Annotated in this window: 21 protein-coding genes; 12 read left to right on the plus strand and 9 right to left on the minus strand. The window is 63.9% G+C overall.

Features of this window, described 5'->3' with window-relative positions; genetic code table 11:
* Positions 1-1,530 (minus strand): methyl-accepting chemotaxis protein (locus K0F86_RS25385; RefSeq protein ID WP_257572360.1); only part of this gene is annotated, 1,530 nt, incomplete at its 3' end.
* Between the two features lie 423 nt (positions 1,531-1,953).
* On the opposite strand from K0F86_RS25385, the gene K0F86_RS25390 reads away from it, so the two are divergent.
* Positions 1,954-3,561, plus strand: a complete 1,608-nt coding sequence (locus K0F86_RS25390) for a hypothetical protein (protein ID WP_219136906.1) — start codon at positions 1,954-1,956, stop codon at positions 3,559-3,561.
* An 86-nt stretch (positions 3,562-3,647) separates the two neighbouring features.
* On the opposite strand, the gene K0F86_RS25395 is transcribed toward K0F86_RS25390, so the two are convergent.
* Positions 3,648-5,012 (minus strand): amino acid permease, encoded by a 1,365-nt coding sequence (locus K0F86_RS25395; RefSeq protein WP_219136907.1) that lies wholly within the window; start codon positions 5,010-5,012, stop codon positions 3,648-3,650.
* A gap of 190 nt (positions 5,013-5,202) precedes the next feature.
* On the opposite strand from K0F86_RS25395, the gene K0F86_RS25400 reads away from it, so the two are divergent.
* On the plus strand, positions 5,203-5,886 hold the full coding sequence (locus K0F86_RS25400; protein WP_219136908.1) for a YoaK family protein: 684 nt from the start codon (positions 5,203-5,205) through the stop codon (positions 5,884-5,886).
* On the opposite strand, the gene K0F86_RS25405 is transcribed toward K0F86_RS25400, so the two are convergent.
* Positions 5,883-6,335: a thioesterase family protein gene (locus K0F86_RS25405; protein ID WP_219136909.1), complete on the minus strand. Its 453-nt coding sequence runs from the start codon at positions 6,333-6,335 to the stop codon at positions 5,883-5,885. The two genes, K0F86_RS25400 and K0F86_RS25405, sit on opposite strands and share 4 nt — an antisense overlap.
* A 135-nt stretch (positions 6,336-6,470) precedes the next feature.
* On the opposite strand from K0F86_RS25405, the gene K0F86_RS25410 reads away from it, so the two are divergent.
* Positions 6,471-7,187, plus strand: a complete 717-nt coding sequence (locus K0F86_RS25410; protein ID WP_219136910.1) for a GntR family transcriptional regulator — start codon at positions 6,471-6,473, stop codon at positions 7,185-7,187.
* A complete protein-coding gene (locus K0F86_RS25415) occupies positions 7,180-7,917 on the plus strand; it encodes an SDR family NAD(P)-dependent oxidoreductase (protein WP_219136911.1) in 738 nt (245 codons plus the stop codon). Before K0F86_RS25410 ends, K0F86_RS25415 begins: the two co-directional genes overlap by 8 nt.
* 39 nt (positions 7,918-7,956) lie before the next feature.
* On the opposite strand, the gene K0F86_RS25420 is transcribed toward K0F86_RS25415, so the two are convergent.
* Complete coding sequence (locus tag K0F86_RS25420) at positions 7,957-8,427, minus strand: heme-degrading domain-containing protein (RefSeq protein ID WP_219136912.1); 471 nt, start codon at positions 8,425-8,427, stop codon at positions 7,957-7,959.
* An 82-nt stretch (positions 8,428-8,509) separates the two neighbouring features.
* Between K0F86_RS25420 and alkB the strand changes: the two genes are divergently transcribed.
* Positions 8,510-9,172, plus strand: a complete 663-nt coding sequence (alkB, locus tag K0F86_RS25425; protein ID WP_257572361.1) for a DNA oxidative demethylase AlkB — start codon at positions 8,510-8,512, stop codon at positions 9,170-9,172.
* Here the strand turns inward: alkB and K0F86_RS25430 are convergent.
* The 3 genes from K0F86_RS25430 to K0F86_RS25440 are packed head-to-tail and all read right to left on the minus strand — an operon-like array spanning position 9,144 to position 10,212.
* Positions 9,144-9,575: a hypothetical protein gene (locus tag K0F86_RS25430; RefSeq protein ID WP_219136913.1), complete on the minus strand. Its 432-nt coding sequence runs from the start codon at positions 9,573-9,575 to the stop codon at positions 9,144-9,146. The two genes, alkB and K0F86_RS25430, sit on opposite strands and share 29 nt — an antisense overlap.
* Before the next feature lie 38 nt (positions 9,576-9,613).
* Positions 9,614-9,871 carry a hypothetical protein gene (locus tag K0F86_RS25435; RefSeq protein ID WP_219136914.1) on the minus strand — a complete coding sequence of 86 codons (258 nt, stop codon included), beginning with the start codon at positions 9,869-9,871 and terminating at the stop codon, positions 9,614-9,616.
* 11 nt (positions 9,872-9,882) lie between these two features.
* Entirely contained in the window at positions 9,883-10,212 is a 330-nt protein-coding gene (locus K0F86_RS25440) for a winged helix-turn-helix domain-containing protein (protein WP_219136915.1), read from the minus strand.
* A gap of 122 nt (positions 10,213-10,334) precedes the next feature.
* Between K0F86_RS25440 and folE2 the strand changes: the two genes are divergently transcribed.
* From folE2 to K0F86_RS25475, 7 genes are all read left to right on the plus strand, one after another.
* Positions 10,335-11,261, plus strand: coding sequence for a GTP cyclohydrolase FolE2 (gene folE2 / locus K0F86_RS25445; protein ID WP_219136941.1), 927 nt, complete (start codon positions 10,335-10,337; stop codon positions 11,259-11,261).
* Positions 11,262-11,294: 33 nt separating this feature from the next.
* Positions 11,295-11,462, plus strand: coding sequence for a hypothetical protein (locus K0F86_RS25450; protein ID WP_157751084.1), 168 nt, complete (start codon positions 11,295-11,297; stop codon positions 11,460-11,462).
* Between the two features lie 85 nt (positions 11,463-11,547).
* A complete protein-coding gene (gene blaOXA / locus K0F86_RS25455) occupies positions 11,548-12,366 on the plus strand; it encodes a class D beta-lactamase (protein WP_219136916.1) in 819 nt (272 codons plus the stop codon).
* Positions 12,363-12,758, plus strand: coding sequence for a hypothetical protein (locus K0F86_RS25460; RefSeq protein ID WP_219136917.1), 396 nt, complete (start codon positions 12,363-12,365; stop codon positions 12,756-12,758). Before blaOXA ends, K0F86_RS25460 begins: the two co-directional genes overlap by 4 nt.
* Before the next feature lie 74 nt (positions 12,759-12,832).
* On the plus strand, positions 12,833-15,298 hold the full coding sequence (locus K0F86_RS25465; RefSeq protein ID WP_219136918.1) for a penicillin-binding protein 1A: 2,466 nt from the start codon (positions 12,833-12,835) through the stop codon (positions 15,296-15,298).
* 80 nt (positions 15,299-15,378) lie between these two features.
* Positions 15,379-15,678, plus strand: a complete 300-nt coding sequence (locus K0F86_RS25470) for a type II toxin-antitoxin system HigB family toxin (protein ID WP_219136919.1) — start codon at positions 15,379-15,381, stop codon at positions 15,676-15,678.
* Positions 15,679-15,687: 9 nt separating this feature from the next.
* Positions 15,688-16,056 carry a type II toxin-antitoxin system HigA family antitoxin gene (locus K0F86_RS25475; RefSeq protein ID WP_219136920.1) on the plus strand — a complete coding sequence of 123 codons (369 nt, stop codon included), beginning with the start codon at positions 15,688-15,690 and terminating at the stop codon, positions 16,054-16,056.
* 15 nt (positions 16,057-16,071) lie between these two features.
* On the opposite strand, the gene K0F86_RS25480 is transcribed toward K0F86_RS25475, so the two are convergent.
* Positions 16,072-16,806 carry a hypothetical protein gene (locus tag K0F86_RS25480; RefSeq protein ID WP_219136921.1) on the minus strand — a complete coding sequence of 245 codons (735 nt, stop codon included), beginning with the start codon at positions 16,804-16,806 and terminating at the stop codon, positions 16,072-16,074.
* Complete coding sequence (locus tag K0F86_RS25485; protein WP_219136922.1) at positions 16,803-17,369, minus strand: hypothetical protein; 567 nt, start codon at positions 17,367-17,369, stop codon at positions 16,803-16,805. The genes K0F86_RS25480 and K0F86_RS25485 overlap by 4 nt, the downstream gene beginning before the upstream one ends.
* Between the last annotated feature and the right edge of the window lie 54 nt (positions 17,370-17,423).

Raw genomic sequence — 17,423 nt, forward strand, 5'->3', positions numbered from 1 at the left:
GTTGACCTGTTCCTGCATCGCTTGCGCGGCGGCGGCGGCTTCTTCGACCAGGGCCGCATTTTGCTGCGTCACATTGTCCATTTGCGTCACGGCCATATTGATTTGCTCGATGCCAGCCGATTGTTCCTGGCTGGCGGACATCATTTCGGACATGATGCCGGTGACGCGCCGCACGCTGGCGACCACTTCGTGCATGGTCGATCCGGCCTGTTCCACCAGCCGGTTGCCGGCCTGGACCTTGTCGACCGAGTCGCCGATCAAGTCCTTGATTTCCTTGGCGGCGGCGGCCGAGCGCTGCGCCAGGTTGCGCACTTCGGTGGCCACCACGGCAAAGCCGCGCCCCTGTTCTCCGGCGCGGGCCGCCTCGACCGCCGCGTTCAGCGCCAGGATATTCGTCTGGAAGGCGATGCCGTCGATGACGGCGATGATGTCGACGATCTTGCGCGCCGAGACATCGATGGCCGCCATGGTGTCGACCACCTGCGCCACCACGGCGCCGCCCTTGGTGGCGACATCGGAGGCCGATGCGGCCAGCCCGTTGGCCTGGCGCGCATGGTCGGTGTTGATGCGCACGGTGCTGGTCAGTTCTTCCATGGACGAAGCGGTTTGCTCCAGCGTGCTGGCCTGCTGCTCCGTGCGCGAAGACAAGTCCAGGTTGCCCATGGCGATTTGTCCCGCCGCCGTGGCGATGGTTTCGGTGCTGGCGTGCACTTGCTGGACGATTTGCGCCAGGCTGTCGCGCATCGACTGCATGGCGTACAGCAGGCTGTGCGTGTCGCCGGCGCGGGTATGGATGGGCACGGCCAGGTTGCCGCTGGCGATCTGTCCGGCGATCGCCGCCGCTTCGTCGGGTTCGCAACCGAGTTGGCGCGTCACGCCGCGCGTGATCAGCACGGCGGCCAGCAGGCTGGTGAGCAGCGCCAGCGAGCCGATGCTCAGCATCACCAGGCGCGCCTGGCTGTAGGCAGCCTCGGCGACGCTGGAAGCCTCGTTGTTCTGCTTTTCCTCGACGGCGATCAAGGTGCGCAGCAATTCCCACCAGCGCTTTTGCACGGGACGGAATTCATAGCGCAGCAGCTTGTAGGCGTCTTCCTGCTTGTGATCCAGCGCCAGCGCGGCGGCCCGCTGGATGAAAGGGGCGGCCAGCTCGCTTTGCTGGCGAATTTTCTCGAGCAGACTTCTTTCTTCGTTCGAGGTGCCCTCCAGTTTGGCGAACATCGTCCCCAGCTTTTGCTGCGCGGCGGCGTATTTCTTTTCCTGCTCCGCGATGCGCGCGACCTCGATCTGGATTTCCTTCTCTTCTTTCAGCAAAATCAGATTGCGCAGCGCCAGCGCCCGCTCGGTTACTGTCAAGTCCATAGTCTGAGCGAGCCTGGTTTCGACGTCGTTGACCTTGGTTGCTTCATCCATGCGGTCCTGGATTTGCCGCATGCTGGTCAGTCCCAGCGCGATGACCAGCAACAGGAACAGGGCGACCAGGCCAAAGCCCAGGCCGAGCCGCTTGGCTATGGTTAAGTTCAGAAATCTCATGCTGCCTCCTTAAGGCTGTGCTTGCTGTTTCGCATAAGCTAATGCGGATTTATCGCGAAGCACTCAGCGATCATAATGATTGCGGGCAGACGGAATGTCACACAAAGTCACTTTCAGCATTTGAGCAACAGTAGAAATTTACTTGAGGCAACAGTTCCAATTTGAGTTAAATGACGCGCCCTCGTTGGCGCCACTACTGGGGCGGAGCGTTACTTGTATCAAGAATGAAAAATTTTCATGCCACATTGCGCTCATGATTTCACCTTTCACGTCGTTATAGCTGTGTCTGCCTGGCACCTGAAGCGGCGTGTATCCCACGTCTGGCTGAAAGTGGGCTAGCTTGACGATTGATTGTTATCAAAAACTGAAAGTTATGAATATCTCACCCATACACCACCACTCGTTTAGCAAGGCATAACGACCATGACCTCCGTCTCCCCGATCCCGAGCTGGAATCCAAGCCCGTCCCGCACGCCTGCCGCTACGGCAAGCGGGGTGGACACGCCCTCATCCCCGGCGCCGTCCCCTTCCGCCATCGTCGCCTTCGGCGGCCCGCCGGCCGTGTCATCTCTCGTGCCTTCGCCGATGGTGTGGGAAAGCGCGCCGCGCGACAAGGTGAGCGAGGCGATGACGAAAAGTTTCTCTTCGTATGCGTTTGGCGGTCGCTTCAGCGGCCTGGGCGCGGCCATGCTGGGCCAGGCCAAGCTGGGCAACTACAATTTCTCGCAGGCGATGCGCCAGCCGCCGCCGAGCACGACGCCGAATGTCTATGCAGCGTCCGGCATCGCGCCGGGTAGCCTGCACGGTAATGGCGAAGACCGGGTTACCCTCAGCATCACGACGAAAAGCGGCGTGGAAGTCAAGCTGGCACTCGACAGCCAGGGCGACGGACTGGCCGTGAACATGACGACGAGCGGCGACCTCAGCGACGCTGAAGCCAGCGCGCTTGGCGACCTGGCAAAAGGTTTTCAGGAAGCCATTGATGGCATGGGGCGCGCCACGCCGAAAATCAAGCTGGAGGGCTTAATGCAGTTCGACCAGCAAGTGCTGGCCTCGGTGAAACTGCATGCGGAAGTCAAGGTGCGCGGCGAGCCGGAAAGCGTGCAAACCCTGGATTTCCAGGCCGACGGCGCGCAGCGCAAGGTCAGCTTCAGTGGCGAGGCCGGCAGCCTGGACCTGAAGGTCGATGCCAGCCAACTCAATACCCTGGGCAGCAAGGAACGGCAAGCCAAGGCGCTGGGCAGCTACATGAAGCAGTTCGACCAGGCGGCGTCGCGCGGCCATGGCGACGCGGGCCTGGTGGCCATGCTCAAGGACAGCTTTACAGCCCTGCACAGCAATTCCGCCGCGCCGCAGGTGGCCACGGACACGCCCGAGACGGGCAAGTGGCGCCTGGCGGCCGAGGACAAGTCCATCCTGACGGGACTGGCCGATTTCAGCGCCTCCGTGTCGCAGACCGTGAAATTCAGCAATCCCATGCGCAGTGCGGAAAAGGATGGCTTCAATTATGAAGTGTCGCAAAAGACGGCGCAGACCGGTGCCAGCCAGGATGCACGTTCGATCCGGCAGCAGCAGCAATCGAAGCTCAGCGCCAGCTACCATGAGACCCTCGTCCCCGGCGTGCCGCTGCGCCTGACAACCAACACGGAATCGCAGAACTATACCTACCACCAGATCGAGGATACGGCCAGCAGCGACGCGCAGGTGGCCTACAAGGATGGCAAGATGGTGAAGGCGAGCTTGCAGCAGGAGGGCCGCCAGTCCGAGCATGTCATGAAGTATTTCCTGGGCAAGCTGGAATCGGACAAGACCACGCCGGGCAATTATTCCGTGCTGCGCGACCTGTTGCCCGTGCTGGGGCCGTACAAGACGGGCGAGCTGGGCATGACGCCCGAGAAAAAGGCGGAGCAGCGCCAGCAGGCGATGCTGACCTTGAGCGACGACGTGCTGCTGCAATCGTATGCGGGCCAGACCGTCAGCATGTGGCAAGCCGATATGCCGCAGGAAAAGGGCGAGGCCGCCGCCGCTTAAAAACGCCAGCGCACTATGCGAAAAGCCCGTCTGCGAAGGCGGGCTTTTTCTTTGAGCGCTGCTTGCTTAATGCAGCGCAAGCCGGCCTATGCCTTGGCCTTGCTTTGCTTGATCCAGTAACCGACGCCCAGCGCGGCGAGCCACACGGGAATCAGGTAGACGGAGATGCGCAGGCCCGGCGTCAGGTACATGATCACCAAAATGCCGGCCAGGAAGACCAGGCACAGGTAGTTGGTGAACGGGTAGCCCAGGCTCTGGAACAAGGTCGTCTTGCCCTCGGCCTTCTTTTGCGCGCGGAAGCGCAGGTGGATCCAGCTGATCATGGCCCAGTTGATGATCAGCGCGGAGACCACGAGACCCATCAGCACTTCGAACGCTTCGCCCGGCATGAAGTAATTGACCACCACGCAGGCGCCCGTGGCCAGGGCCGACACGCCCAGCGCCGCCAGCGGCACGCCGCGGCGGTTCAGGTGCAGCAGCGCGCGCGGCGCATTGCCCTGCTTGGCCAGGCCGAACAGCATGCGCGTGTTGCAGTACACGCCGCTGTTGTAGACGGACAGCGCGGCCGTCAGCACCACCACGTTCAGTGCCGTGGCCACCAGGTTGCTGTCGAGCGCATGGAAGATCAGCACGAAGGGGCTGCCGCCGGTGACGACGTTTTGCCACGGGTACAGCGACAACAAAATGCCCAGCGCGCCGATGTAAAAGATCAGGATGCGGTAGATGGCCTGGTTGGTGGCGCGTGGAATCGTGGTGCTCGGGTCGTCCGCCTCGGCCGCCGTGATGCCCACCAGTTCCAGGCCGCCGAATGAGAACATGATGACGGCCATGGCCATCACCAGGCCCTGCCAGCCATTCGGAAAGAAGCCGCCGTGCTGCCAAAGGTTGGCCACCGACGCTTGCGGGCCGGCGTCGCCGGACGCGAGCAGGTACGCGCCGAAGACGATCATGCCGATGATGGCGACCACCTTGATGATGGCGAACCAGAATTCCATTTCGCCAAAGGCTTTCACGTTCAGCAGGCTGATGGCGTTGATGGCGCAAAAGAAGATCAGCGCCGAGACCCAGGTGGGCACGCCCGGCCACCAGTACTGCACATAGATGCCGACGGCCGTCAGTTCGGCCATGCTGACGAGTACATACAGTACCCAGTAATTCCAGCCCGACAGGAAGCCGGGCAGGTGGCCGCAGTATTTGTCGGCGAAATAGCTGAAGGAGCCGGCGACGGGTTCGTCGACCACCATCTCGCCCAGCTGGCGCATGATCAGGAAGGCGATGACGCCGGCGATGCCATAGCCGAGCAGCACGGAAGGGCCGGCCATCTTGATGGTTTGCGCGATGCCCAGAAACAGGCCGGTGCCGATGGCGCCGCCCAGGGCGATGAGCTGGATGTGGCGGCTTTTCAGGCCGCGCTTGAGCTCTTGTGGTTCGGTATTCCCGACTGCCGTCATATGTTTTATCCTGTTTTTACGGGGCTGAGGTCGCTGATTCTAAAGCATGGACGGGCAAAGCAGGAGCGAAATGCATATTGCACTGCGGGGGCGCAAGAAAAGCCATGCATCTTCGCCGAACGGCACGCAAAACCGCTGCCGCCCGCGACGGGCGCACGGTATCATGATGGCAAATTTTTGAGGAGCGTGTATGAATCTTGCGCAGCGCAGCCGTTTGCAAGGCATCAGCCTGGGTTTCTTGGCCGGCTATGTCGATACCCTGGGCTTTGTCGCCCTGTTCGGCCTGTTCACTGCCCATGTGACGGGCAACTTCGTGCTGATCGGCGCGGCGCTGGCCAATGCCACGCACGCCTCGATCGCCCTCAAGCTGCTGGCGTTTCCCGCGTTTATCCTGGGCGTGGCGGCGGCGCGGCTGCTGACGGTGGCGGCCGAGCGCCGCGGCGGACCGGCGCTGCGCCTGGCGCTGCTGCTGGAGCTGGCGCTGCTGCTCGGTTTCATGGTGTGTGGCGTGCTGGCCGAGCCGCTGGCGGCGGAGCCGGGCGCGCTGGCGATGGCGGCCGGTCTGTTCGGCGCGGCGGCCATGGGCGCGCACAGCGCCATTAGCCGCCTGCTGCTGGCGCACCTGGCGCCCACGTCCATGATGACGGGCAATGTGACGCAATTGGTGATCGACACGGTCGACGTGCTGCGCGGCGCGGCCGATGGCGCCACGCGCGAACGCTGCGTCAAATGCTTCTGGCCCTTGCTGGGCTTTGCCGTGGGCGCCATCCTGGCCGCCTTTGCCTACCTGGCCGTGGGTTTCGCGGCGCTGGCCGTGCCGCTGGGCATTTTGCTGGTGCTGATCGCGCTGGAGCCGGCGCGCTTGCCAGCTTAATCCTGCGCGCTCTGGCGCGCCGCGACGATGGCCGGTTCGTACACGGCCAGGAACTCGGGCGGCAGGCGGCGCGCGCGGCCGCTGCTCAATTCGATGCAGATCAATTCCCAGCGTCCGCGCACGACGGTGGCGCCGTCGCTGTCGCGGATCAGCTGGAAGCGCCGTTCCATGCTGGAGCGGCCGTCGCTGGCGCACAGCCAGGTGGCCAGGGTCAGCGCTTCGCCGGCCCGCGTCGGCAGCAGATAGTCGTATTCGCCGCGGCGGATCGCCATGGCCCGGTCCAGGCGCCGGTAATCGTCGAGGTCCAGCCCCAGGACGGCCGAGTGGTGCCAGGCGATATGCTCGCACCAGCGCACATACACGGCGTTGTTCGTATGCTGCAAGCCATCGATGTCGCCCGCTTCGGGCGTGACGGGCAGGGTGTGGGCGTGCGGATAATCCCAGTTCAAGTGCGCTCCTTTCGATACGGTGGCGGCTGATTGTACGTGCTGGCGATGTTTCCTGCCTGTGGCGCACGCCTGGAAAAACGCTGTTTTATATGTTGATGTATGATGCATCATAATTTCAAAAGATCAAAAATACGCATGAACCACCAATTGGACAGTCTGCAACACGTCAATCTGGGTAAATCCGTCTATGCGATGCTGCGCGACGCGCTGGCGGCGGGGCGCTTTCAGCCGAACGACCGGCTGCGCATCCGCGAGCTGGCGGTGCAGCTCGGCACCAGCGTCACGCCCGTGCGCGACGCCATGCTGCAGCTGGTGCAGGAAGAGGCGCTGGTGCTGCGCTCGCCGCGCGACTTCCGCGTGCCCGTGCTGAGCGTGGCGCGCTACCTGGAAATCCGCGCGCTGCGCCTGGAACTGGAAGGGCTGGGCGCGTTCGAGGCGGCGCAGCGCATCGACGACGCCACCCTGGCCGACCTGGAGCGCCTGCTGCAGGCCAATGAAGAGGCGATCGCGCGGCACGATCTGGCGGCGGCCCTGCAATGCAACCAGGCGTTTCACCTGGCCTTGGCGCAGGCGGCCGGCATGCCGACCTTGAAACGCTTCGTCGACCACCTGTGGATGCAGACGGCGCCGCTGATCGCCGCCGGCTACGCCAGCTTTTCGCCCGACATGCGGGTCGGCCACCACCACGCCATCCTCGGCGCGCTGCGCCAGCGCGACGGCGCGGCCGCGCGGCGCGCCATCGAACAGGACATTCTCGACGGCGGCGCGCAGATGCTGGCCTATGTCATGCGCCAGGAGCGCATCCACGCCGGCACAACCGAACAAGAACAGAACAAGGAAGAACATGAGTGAACAAAAAACCGCCATCGTCACGGGCGCCAGCCGCGGCATCGGCCACGCCGTGGCCGAACGCTTCCGCAGCCTGGGCTGGCGGGTGATTACCGTCTCGCGCAGCCCGATACCGGGCGGCTGTCCGCGCAGCCAGGAGCACAACACGCATGTGTGCATGGATCTGTCGGACCTGAGCCAGATCGGGCAGATGGTCGAGACCCTGCGTCCCATGCTGGGCGACTCGAAGCTGCACGCGCTGGTGAACAATGCGGGCGTGTCGCCGAAGGGGCCGGGCGGCTCGCGCGTCAATTCGCTGACCACCGACATGCAGACGTGGCAGGAAATGTACAACACGAATTTCTTTGCGCCGCTGGCGCTCACGCGCGGCTTCGCGCAGGAACTGTCGAACGCGCACGGCGCCGTCGTGAACCTGTGCTCGATCGCCGGCTACCGCGTGCACCCGTTTGCCGGTTCCGCCTACGCCAGCTCGAAGGCGGCGCTGGCGTCGCTGACGCGCGAAATGGCCAACGACATGGCGCCGCTGAACGTGCGCGTCAACGCCATCGCGCCGGGCGAGATCGACACGGCGATTTTATCGCCGGGCACCTCGCACATCGTCGACACGCAAATTCCCCTGCGCCGCCTGGGCACGACGGCCGAAGTGGCGGATTTGGTGGAGTTCCTGTGCAGCGAGCGCGCCTCCTATATCACGGGCGCGGAAATTCCCATCGACGGCGGCCAGCGCATTTGAGGAGCTGGAGCGCGCCGCCTTGCGCCGGGCGCTGGAAACCTAGCGTTCCAGCTGCGCCTGCAGCGCGGCCACCACCAGCGCGTGGTCGTCGGCCTGCGCCAGGCCGGAAACGCTCACCGTGCCGACCAGTCCCACGCCGCGTATCAGCAGGGGGAATGCGCCGCCGTGGCCCGCGTACTCGATGTCATCGAGGTATTTCACGTCTTCGAAGGTGCTGCCGCGGCTTTTATACGAGATGCCCATGTAATAGGAGCTGTGGCAAAAGCGCTGCACCGTCTGGTTCTTGCGGCGTATCCAGTCCGCCTGGTCCGCCGTGGCGCCCGTCATGGCGTGGTGGAACAGGACCTGGCCATTGCGCGTGATGTTGACGGTGACGGCCTTGCCCCGCTTGCGCACTTCTTCGACGATCCACAGGCCCACGGCCAGCGCGGCGTCGTTGTCGAAGCGTTCGAATTGCAGGGTTTCTTCCTGCTGTGCCAGGGTTTGCAGCAAATCGGCGTAATGATCCATCGTCAGGGAGTCAAGTAGTGGCTGGAAACGCTACTGTAGCGCAGCATGGGGGCATTTTGTTAATGCGGCTAAAATAGGCGGCATGAACCTGTCCCTGTTTACCGATGAAGACCAGGCCCCGGCCGGCCCCGCGCCGCTGGTGCCGGGCTCGGCCGCGTCGGTCCTGCTGCGCGCTTTTGCGCTGCCGTATCTGCCCGAGCTGCTGCCGGCGCTGGACGCCATCGTGCTGGCGGCGCCGCTGCGCCACATGGCCACGCCGGGCGGCTTGCGCATGTCCGTTGCCATGAGCAATTGCGGCGCCCAGGGCTGGATCACGGATGGACGCGGCTACCGCTATGCGCGGCTCGATCCGGCCAGCGGCCGCCCCTGGCCGCCGATGCCGCCCGTGTTCCTGCGCCTGGCGCGGGAGGCGGCGCTGGCGGCCGGCTATGCGGGCTTCACGCCCGACGCTTGCCTGGTCAACCGCTATGCGCCCGGTGCGCGCATGGCCTTGCACCAGGACCGCGATGAATGCGATTTCACCGCGCCCATCGTTTCCGTCTCGCTTGGTTTACCCGCCACCTTCCTGTTCGGCGGCGCCGAGCGGGCCGACAAGGCGGCTCGCATTCCTTTGCTGCATGGCGACGTGGTGGTGTGGGGCGGCGCCGACCGCCTGCGCTTCCACGGCGTGGCGCCGCTGAAGGAAGGCGAACACGCGGTGCTGGGTGCGCAGCGCATCAATCTGACGTTTCGCAAGGCTGCCTGAGCTGGCGCCACGGCGTGGCCGGCTTGAGGATGTAGTGCGCATGCACATGGCGCCACGGAATGGCCAGGTAGACCAGCACCACGAACGCGCATTCAAACGCGGTTGCCGCGGTGGCGGGATCGATCTGGCCGTTCAGCCATTGGGGCAGCGGCACGAGCAGCAGCCAGATGGTCTTCCACAGCGCCTCCCACAGCAGCAGGGGCAGCATCTGCAGCGGATAGCGCAAGCCCAGCAAACATAGCAGCGAAAACGCGGCCAGCATGCAGTTGACGGTGCCCCGCGCCAGTTCCCACGGCGCGTGCGGCGTGACGATGCCGGGCCACAGCACGCTGCCGAGGCCCAGAACAACCAGCAGATACATGGCGCGCAGCGCATACAAACGAGCGGTCGATACGGTATTCATGGTGCGGTCTCCTGGTCGTGGGGTGGCAGCGTAAGGGTTTACTCGACTTCCTTGAGAATCGTCTCCAGACTGCTTAAGCGCGCCTGGATCTGTGCCACGGAAGCGCTCAATGCTGCCAGCGACGTTGCCGTTTCGACCTGCGCGGCGGCCATGGACTTGGCCAGCTCCTGGTAGGCGCTGTCTTGCGCCAGCCGGGCGCGGGCTTGCGCGACGCTGGATGCATATTTGAAGGCGAAGATGAGGACGGCGGCGGTGCAGCTGAAGAAGAACGCTGCGAAGAATGCATTTTCAGTCATGATGGCCTCGGTTATTCAGGGTTGGGGGTAAGCGTGGACGCCGCCGCGGCGATGCTGGCCGGCGTGAGCAGTAATTCAAATGGGTTGGCTTCAAAGTAATTGAGGGCCTTGCCGTCGTGCGACAGTTCCAGCTGGCTGCTGACCAGGCCCGCGTGTTCCAGCTTTTGCAGGTGCAAATGCAGCAGGGGCCGGCTGATGCCCAGGTCGCGCGCCAGCTGGCTGATGTAGTTGCGCCCGCCGCTGGCCAGCGCCGCGATGATGCGCAGCCGGTGCGGATTGTCGAGCGCCGCCAGCATGGTCAGCAAGCGGTCGCCGGTGGGGGATGTTTTTGTATCTGTCATGTGTCAACATTATCTGACACATGAAAGAAAGTCAAGCCAAATCATTGTATCGCTTTAATGCAAGGCACTTGCAAATGTGGCGCTTTTTCTCCATGATATGCAACTTGTTTGCATATGGAGCCATGGCCATGAAGCGCGATTCTCTTACCACGCCCCTGCCCGATGTGGCGGCCGGCCCCCACTTGGGCCACCCCTTGCCATTGGAATGGGTGGGCATGCAGGGCATCGCCTTGCCTCTGTGGCTGGAAGAGGGCGGGCAAGCGCAGCAAGTGCATGCCTGGGCCGACGTGCAAGTCGATCTGCCCGATCCGACAGTCAAGGGCATCCACATGTCGCGTTTGTATCTGCTGCTCGACGCGTTTGCCGCCGCGCAGCCGCTCGATGCGGGCGCGCTGGCCGCCGTGCTGCGACGCATGGTGGACAGCCACGCCGATTGCGGCAGCACGCAGGCGCGTCTGGCGCTGGCGTTCCCCGTGCTGCGGCGCCAGCCGGCGCTGCTGACGGCGGGGCTGGCGGGCTGGAAATCGTATCCCGTGCGCCTGCAGGCCCATGTTTCTCCGCAGGGCTTTGCCCTGACCCTGACGGTGGAGATCGGCTACTCGTCGACCTGTCCGTGTTCGGCGGCGCTGGCGCGTCAATTGCTCGCCGATGCCTTTGCGGCGCAATTCGGCGCGGGCGGCATCGATGGCGCGGCCGCGCGCGACTGGCTGCGGGAACACGCCAGCCTGGCCACGCCGCACAGCCAGCGCAGCACGGCGACGGTCACCGTGGCATTGACGGAACAGGCGGAGCTGGATCTGTTTCCCCTGATCGACCTGGTGGAAGCGGCGCTGGCGACGCCGCTGCAAACGGCCGTGAAACGGGCCGACGAGCAGGCGTTCGCGCGCTTGAATGGGGCTAACCTGATGTACGTGGAAGACGCGGCCCGGCGCGTGCAGGCGGCGCTGGCACCATTGGCGCCACATCATGCGCAGGCGCGTGTTACCGTACGGCATATGGAAAGCCTGCATCCGCACGATGCCGTGGCGCAGGCGGGCCAGCTTGCCTGAACTTTTCACTCAACCACCGTGGAGGAAGACAGCATGCCGGAGAACATTGCGCAGGAGCCTGGTGAAGGCGCCTTGGAAGAGGAACTGGAGCGTGAGCGGCGCGAACGTGCGCTGATCGACGAGGAAAAGCTGGGCATGGACGAGCTGGAAGAGGAGCATTTGAAACGGCAACGCCAGCCGGGTGCGCCGGCGGGGCGCTAGCTCTCAGGTGCTGCATCAGCGCTGGCATCGCGCCGCGCTGACCGGTACAATTTCGCTTTGTCCTTCTCCCCAGCCCCGGAGGCCCATGAAATACCGCGCATTTTTCCCGTTCATCCTCGGCCTGGCAGGCGCCACGCTGACCGCCTCGCAGGCCCAGGCCGGCACCATCTGCACCGCCATGGCCGACGCCAGAACGGGCGCCGTCTTGTTGCAAGAGGGTAATTGCCTCGACCGAGTCACCCCCGCCTCGACCTTCAAGATCGCCCTCAGCCTGATGGGCTATGACGCCGGTTTCCTCAAGGATGAGCACCAGCCGACCCTGCCATACCGCCAGGGCTATGTGGACTGGGGTGGCGAAGCGTGGCGCCAGGATACGGATCCGGCGCGCTGGATGCAGTATTCCGTGGTCTGGTATTCTCAGCAGATCACGCAGGCGCTGGGCGCCGAGCGCTTCCAGAAGTACGCCAAGGCTTTGCGCTATGGCAATGCGGATGTGTCGGGCGACAAGGGCAAGGAGAATAGCCTGGAGCGCTCGTGGATCAGCTCTTCGCTGAAGATCTCTGCGCTGGAACAGCTGGGTTTCTTGCGCAAGCTGGTCAACGATCAGTTGCCAGTCAGCAAACAGGCGATGGAACAGACGCGCCGCCTGACGCGTCTGGCGGACGTGGACGGCTGGCAAGTGCATGGCAAGACGGGCGCGGCCTTCCCGCGCAAGGCCGATGGCAGCTTCGATGAGGCGCATGGTTACGGCTGGTTCGTGGGCTGGGCCAGCAAGGGCGAGCGCAGCATCGTGTTTGCGCGCCTGGTGCAGGACGAGCAGAAGGGCTTGCCATCGGCGGGCTTGCGCACGCGCGAGGCCATGCTGAAAGAATTGCCGGCCCTGCTGGAGCAGGCGCAGAAGTGACGCACTCAGTCGTCACGGCCACCTTCATCGCTACCGAGGGCGACTATCTGGAAGCCGTCATCGAGGTGGACGGCCAGCGCCTGCACGTAATGGATGAGTTCGGCGGCGTGCAACTGGCCGCCGGCACGCTATTCCAGGCGGAACTGTGGCCCATGGTCAGCGAGCTGGGCGACTGGGACGCCATCTTCCGCGCCAATCCCGGCCGGGAAAAGCGCCTGGTGCGCCTCGATGGCTGGCGCTACCTGGCGCTCGGCGTCGTCGTCAGCGTTGACCCCGTCGTCTGCGATTGCGGCCTGCTGCAGCTGGAAAACCCGTTTACGACGCATGACGCGCGCTGCGTGGGCGCGTATATCGGCGTTACGCTGGCGCGCCTCGATGCCTGCCTGGCGTAAATTCCGGCCCGCTTTGTTGCCCGCCCTATATACTTGCTGAAACGGATCATCCGGCATCAGACAAGGTTACAAGCATGGCATCAGGCATGGAGCAGTTTCAGGAAAAAGCACGGCAGGCGTGGATACAGGCGCGCGCGCAGGTCGTTCGTGTGGCGGGGCTGGCATGGGTCAAGGCAGTGGCGCTGTACCGGCGCGGCCATGCTCACTTGATGACCTTGCCGCCCGTGCGGCGCGCGCTGGTGCTGGGTCTGTGGTCGTTCCTGGCTTTGCTGGCCTTGTTGACGCTGTACCTGCTGCTGCTGATTCCCTTGACGCCGAGCATCCACGATTTGCGCCAGGCGCGCGCGGCCGCACCGAGCACCATGGTCAGCACCGACGGCAAGGAACTGGTGCGTTTCGACCAGGGCTTGCAGGAACGGGTCACGTTAAAACAGATTTCGCCGAACGTGATCAGCGCCTTGATCTCGACGGAAGACCACCGTTTCTACGAACACCACGGCATCGATTTCACGCGCACGGCGGGCGCCATCTTGCACACGGCCGGGGGCAACCCGCAGGGCGGTTCCACCATCACGCAGCAGCTGGCGCGCAATATGTTCCCCGAGGAGATAGGCCGCTCGCGCAACCTGAACCGCAAGCTCAAGGAGCTGATCACCGCGCTGAAGATCGAGGCCACCTATAGCAAGACGGAAATCCTCGAAGCGTATTTGAACACGGTACCGTTCCTGTACAACACCTACGGCATCGAAATGGCGGCCCGTACGTATTTCGACAAGCCCGCATCGCGCCTCGACATCCTGGAAAGCGCCACCCTGGTCGGCATGCTCAAGGGCACGAATTACTACAATCCCGTCGGCAATCCCGAACGTTCCTTGCAGCGACGCAACGTGGTGCTGGGGCAGATGCGCAAGCACGACGTCATCGACGAGGCGCGCTATAAACAGTTGATCAAGCGTCCGCTGCGCCTGCATTTCGAGCGCCAGAGCGAGCGGGCGCAATCGGACAGCCATTTCACGGCCTATGTGCGCAAGTGGCTGCTCGACTGGGCCGACGAAAACGATTACAACCTGGAGCGCGATGGCCTGGTGGTGCACACCACGCTCGACCACGATTTGCAGCAGGCGGCCGAGCGCGCCGTCGAACGCCAGGCGAATGCCTTGCAAGCGATCGCCGACGTGGAATGGAGCCGCGCGGGCGTGCCGTCGTCCACTTCGACGGGCATGTACGCGGGCATGCAGGCTGGCAGCGTGGCCTTCGATTATTTCTGGAAATCGCATCCGGCCCTGCTCGATTCCTTCGTGCGCGAGTCCGCCGACTACCGCAAGCTGACGGCGGCCGGCGCCACGCCCGAGGCGGCGCTGGCGCAGCTGAAGGGCGACCGCGCCTTCATGGCGGCGCTGCGCAAGTCGAAGACACGGCTGGAAGCGGGCTTTGCGGCCATGGACCCGGCCACGGGCGCCGTGCGCGCCTGGGTGGGCAGCCGCGACTTTGCGCGCGAGCAATTCGACCACGTGTCGCAGGCGGCGCGCCAGCCCGGTTCCACCTTCAAGCCCATCGTGTATGGCGCGGCGCTGGAAAAGGGCCTGAGCCCCGAGCATGTGTATCGCGATGAAGTGATGGATATCAAGGCGGCCGACGGCACCAAATGGCGCCCGACCGACATGAGCGGCACCACGGGACGCGACATGACCATGCGCGACGGCCTCGTGTACTCGAAAAACACCATCACGGCACAGGTGATGCAGGATGTCGGTTTGCCGTCGATCATCAAACTGGCGCGCGCGCTCGGTATCCGCGACAGCAAGCTTGAAAAAGTGCCATCCTTGGCGCTGGGCACCAGTCCCGTCACCTTACTGGAAATGGTCAACGCCTACGCCAGCATCGCGGCCCAGGGCGAAGCGCGCCTGCCATTCGTCGTCACGCACATCACGGACCGCGAAGGCAAGGTCATCGCCCGTTTCGGCGAAGACAAGCCCCAGCGCGCCATGCAGGCGGCATCGGCCGCCACCCTGACGGACATGATGCGCGGCGTCATCGACCGGGGCACGGGCACGGCCATCCGCAGCCGTTTCGGCATCCGCTCCGACGTGGCCGGCAAGAGCGGCACCACGCAAAACAATGCGGACGGCTGGTTTATTTTGATGCACCCGGAACTGGTGGGCGGCGCCTGGGTGGGTTTTAATGACGCCAGGGTCACCATGCGCAGCAATTACTGGGGCCAGGGCGGCCACAACGCCGTGCTGGTGGTGGGCGACTTCTTCAAGACGGCGCTCGACACGGGCAAGCTGTCGCGCGACGCCATCTTCCCCGGCGGCAAACCACCACCGCCGCTGCGTCACGTGGAGCCCGTCGAGGAGCCGCAGGATGAACCGGTGGAAGAGCCGGGCGATTTGCTGCAGGAAGGCGTGCCGCCAGCGCCGCTGGCCGTGCCGGCCGAAGGCGAGCAGGACACGCATGGCAAGGCGGTGCCGGAGGCGGCGCCAACTCCTGCCCCTGTACCGCAGTCCGCTCCGGCACCTGTTCCTGTACCGCAAGGATAAGTGCCGCTGCGCCGGCCGGAAAGTATGCGACTCGATGCCAGGGATTGACGTTAGTCCCAAGACGGGACTAACATCAAGCCATGCGCATCCTGGCCAAGCCAACGCTGATTGCTTTCTATGAGCAGGCAATCTACGCGGATTCGAAGGCACCGCTGTTGTCGTGGTATGGTCATGTGCTCAGGGCGTCGTGGTCCGGTCCCGCAGTGCTGAAGTCGGACTTTGCCATGGCAAGCATATTGAAAGAGGGGCGGGTGGTGTTCAATATTGGTGGTAATAAATACCGGCTCGTCGCATCGATCAGCTATTCATATGGCATCTGGTACATCAAATTTGTCGGCACGCACCGGCAATATGACGCCATCAACGCACAGACTGTTTAAGGCAAGGTGATGCACATCAAACCTATCCGCACGGAAGATGATTATCGCGCCGCGTTGCTGGAAGTCGAGTCCTTGATGTCGGCCCAGCTTGGCACCCCCGAAGGTGACCGTCTGGATGTGCTCGCCACGCTCGTGGATGCCTATGAGACGCGCCACTTTGTCATGGAATTTCCGGACCCGGTCGACGCCATCAAATTCAGCATGCAGCAGAAGTCGCTGTCGCCGAAGGATCTTGAGCCGATGATAGGGCGCTTGAACCGTGTCTACGAAATTCTTAATGGTACGCGCCAGCTGACCTTGCCGATGATTCGCCGCCTGCATGAGGAACTGGGCATTCCGGCCGAGGTACTGATACGGCCTGCGGCAGCCCAGGCATAGTTGCCCGGCCTGCCTTTACACCGTATTGCGCCGCAACCCCGCCTGCCGCACGAACACTTGCAGCGCCGGCATGGTCTGCTGGTGCAGCGCTTGCAGTTCCGTTCTCAGCGCGGGCGTCATGGCCAGGCTGCCGTCCGCTTGCTGGCGCACGGGCAGGCCCAGCGCTTGCGCCATTTCCACCGGGTAATTCGTGAAGTCGCCGTACGGGCGCTTGCCGTCGACGGACGGGGTGGGCCAGTAGCCTTCGGCCAGGTAATCTTCCGCGCCCATGCCCAGCATTTCCAGCGTCATCCACGACTGTTGCCGCAGCAGCGTCACATGCTGCGCGGTCAGGACGAATGGCACCTTGCCGTTGGCATAGCTGCCCGGTTTCAGGTCGGCCATCTGCACGAAATGGGGCAGCAGCAGCGACGCTTCCATCAGCCGCTGGGCGGCCAGCGCCGCATCCTTGCTGGCGATCGCTTGCATGGCCAGCGCCACGGTATCTCCCTTGCCCAGCGGGTACGCCGGATTGAGCATGGGCGCGCCGCTTTCCACGGGCGACCAGCCGATGTTGAAACGCCGTATCAGCGCCAGATGGTGCACATTGAGCACCTTGGGCAGCGGTGCGTCGAGGGTGGCCAGGATGCGCTGGCGCACGGCGCGTGGCAGGTCGTTGTCGGCCGCGCGCGCAAGCACGGGCGAGCACAGCAGGACGCCGGCGAGGCGCAGCAGCTGGCGCCGCATGGGCTGGATCAGTTGCCGCCTCATCGCGTCGTCAAGTCCTGGCGCTGGAATTCGATGCGGTTTTCCTGATACTGCCACTTGGTGTAGGGCCCGAACACGCGCCGGTTTTCCTTGCTGTCGGCATTCGATTGCTCGCGCTTCATGCGCCGCACGAGGGCGGTATCGACGAGCGGCGCGGTCGTCGTGCCGAACACTTCGTGGCGTACGCTCTGCTTGGCGTCGGCGCCGCGCGAAATGATGGTGAGCTTGCGCGTGGCGGGGTCGAAGTACAGGCGCATGGCAAACGTGTTCATGTCCTGCAGATACAGGCCGTCGTCGCGCCATTGGGCATAGAAATAATCGCCGCAGACGGCCTTCGGTTCGCGTTTCCATTCGCAGGCGAGCAGGATCAGCAGGTGATGGTCATCGAGCTGCTTGATTGACACGCGGGCCTTGGAGTAGCCCCAGCTGCTGGGCGGCACGGTTGTCGACGAGAGCAAATTGTATTCACCCACGAGATTGGGCATGGGCGCTTGCGCGAAGGCGCCGGCGCAGAGTGTCAAGGCGGCTGCCGCTGCGGCGCCGCGTAGCTTGGAAAATGGAGTCATGATGGCCATAAAGAAAAGTTGCCATATTATAGATGGCAACTTTCCAGTATGGCC

This window comes from Janthinobacterium sp. UMAB-60, from assembly GCF_900095235.1.
GTDB lineage: Bacteria > Pseudomonadota > Gammaproteobacteria > Burkholderiales > Burkholderiaceae_D > Janthinobacterium.

What these genes read in the sequence shown, in the direction of transcription:
- K0F86_RS25390 (WP_219136906.1), top strand. Translation starts at nt 1,954, where the DNA reads ATGACCTCCGTCTCCCCGATCCCGAGCTGGAATCCAAGCCCGTCCCGC.
- K0F86_RS25395 (WP_219136907.1), bottom strand. Translation starts at nt 5,012, where the DNA reads ATGACGGCAGTCGGGAATACCGAACCACAAGAGCTCAAGCGCGGCCTG.
- K0F86_RS25400 (WP_219136908.1), top strand. Translation starts at nt 5,203, where the DNA reads ATGAATCTTGCGCAGCGCAGCCGTTTGCAAGGCATCAGCCTGGGTTTC.
- K0F86_RS25410 (WP_219136910.1), top strand. Translation starts at nt 6,471, where the DNA reads ATGAACCACCAATTGGACAGTCTGCAACACGTCAATCTGGGTAAATCC.
- K0F86_RS25415 (WP_219136911.1), top strand. Translation starts at nt 7,180, where the DNA reads ATGAGTGAACAAAAAACCGCCATCGTCACGGGCGCCAGCCGCGGCATC.
- K0F86_RS25420 (WP_219136912.1), bottom strand. Translation starts at nt 8,427, where the DNA reads ATGGATCATTACGCCGATTTGCTGCAAACCCTGGCACAGCAGGAAGAA.
- alkB (WP_257572361.1), top strand. Translation starts at nt 8,510, where the DNA reads ATGAACCTGTCCCTGTTTACCGATGAAGACCAGGCCCCGGCCGGCCCC.
- K0F86_RS25430 (WP_219136913.1), bottom strand. Translation starts at nt 9,575, where the DNA reads ATGAATACCGTATCGACCGCTCGTTTGTATGCGCTGCGCGCCATGTAT.
- K0F86_RS25435 (WP_219136914.1), bottom strand. Translation starts at nt 9,871, where the DNA reads ATGACTGAAAATGCATTCTTCGCAGCGTTCTTCTTCAGCTGCACCGCC.
- K0F86_RS25440 (WP_219136915.1), bottom strand. Translation starts at nt 10,212, where the DNA reads ATGACAGATACAAAAACATCCCCCACCGGCGACCGCTTGCTGACCATG.
- folE2 (WP_219136941.1), top strand. Translation starts at nt 10,335, where the DNA reads ATGGCCATGAAGCGCGATTCTCTTACCACGCCCCTGCCCGATGTGGCG.
- K0F86_RS25450 (WP_157751084.1), top strand. Translation starts at nt 11,295, where the DNA reads ATGCCGGAGAACATTGCGCAGGAGCCTGGTGAAGGCGCCTTGGAAGAG.
- blaOXA (WP_219136916.1), top strand. Translation starts at nt 11,548, where the DNA reads ATGAAATACCGCGCATTTTTCCCGTTCATCCTCGGCCTGGCAGGCGCC.
- K0F86_RS25465 (WP_219136918.1), top strand. Translation starts at nt 12,833, where the DNA reads ATGGCATCAGGCATGGAGCAGTTTCAGGAAAAAGCACGGCAGGCGTGG.
- K0F86_RS25470 (WP_219136919.1), top strand. Translation starts at nt 15,379, where the DNA reads ATGCGCATCCTGGCCAAGCCAACGCTGATTGCTTTCTATGAGCAGGCA.
- K0F86_RS25475 (WP_219136920.1), top strand. Translation starts at nt 15,688, where the DNA reads ATGCACATCAAACCTATCCGCACGGAAGATGATTATCGCGCCGCGTTG.
- K0F86_RS25480 (WP_219136921.1), bottom strand. Translation starts at nt 16,806, where the DNA reads ATGAGGCGGCAACTGATCCAGCCCATGCGGCGCCAGCTGCTGCGCCTC.
- K0F86_RS25485 (WP_219136922.1), bottom strand. Translation starts at nt 17,369, where the DNA reads ATGACTCCATTTTCCAAGCTACGCGGCGCCGCAGCGGCAGCCGCCTTG.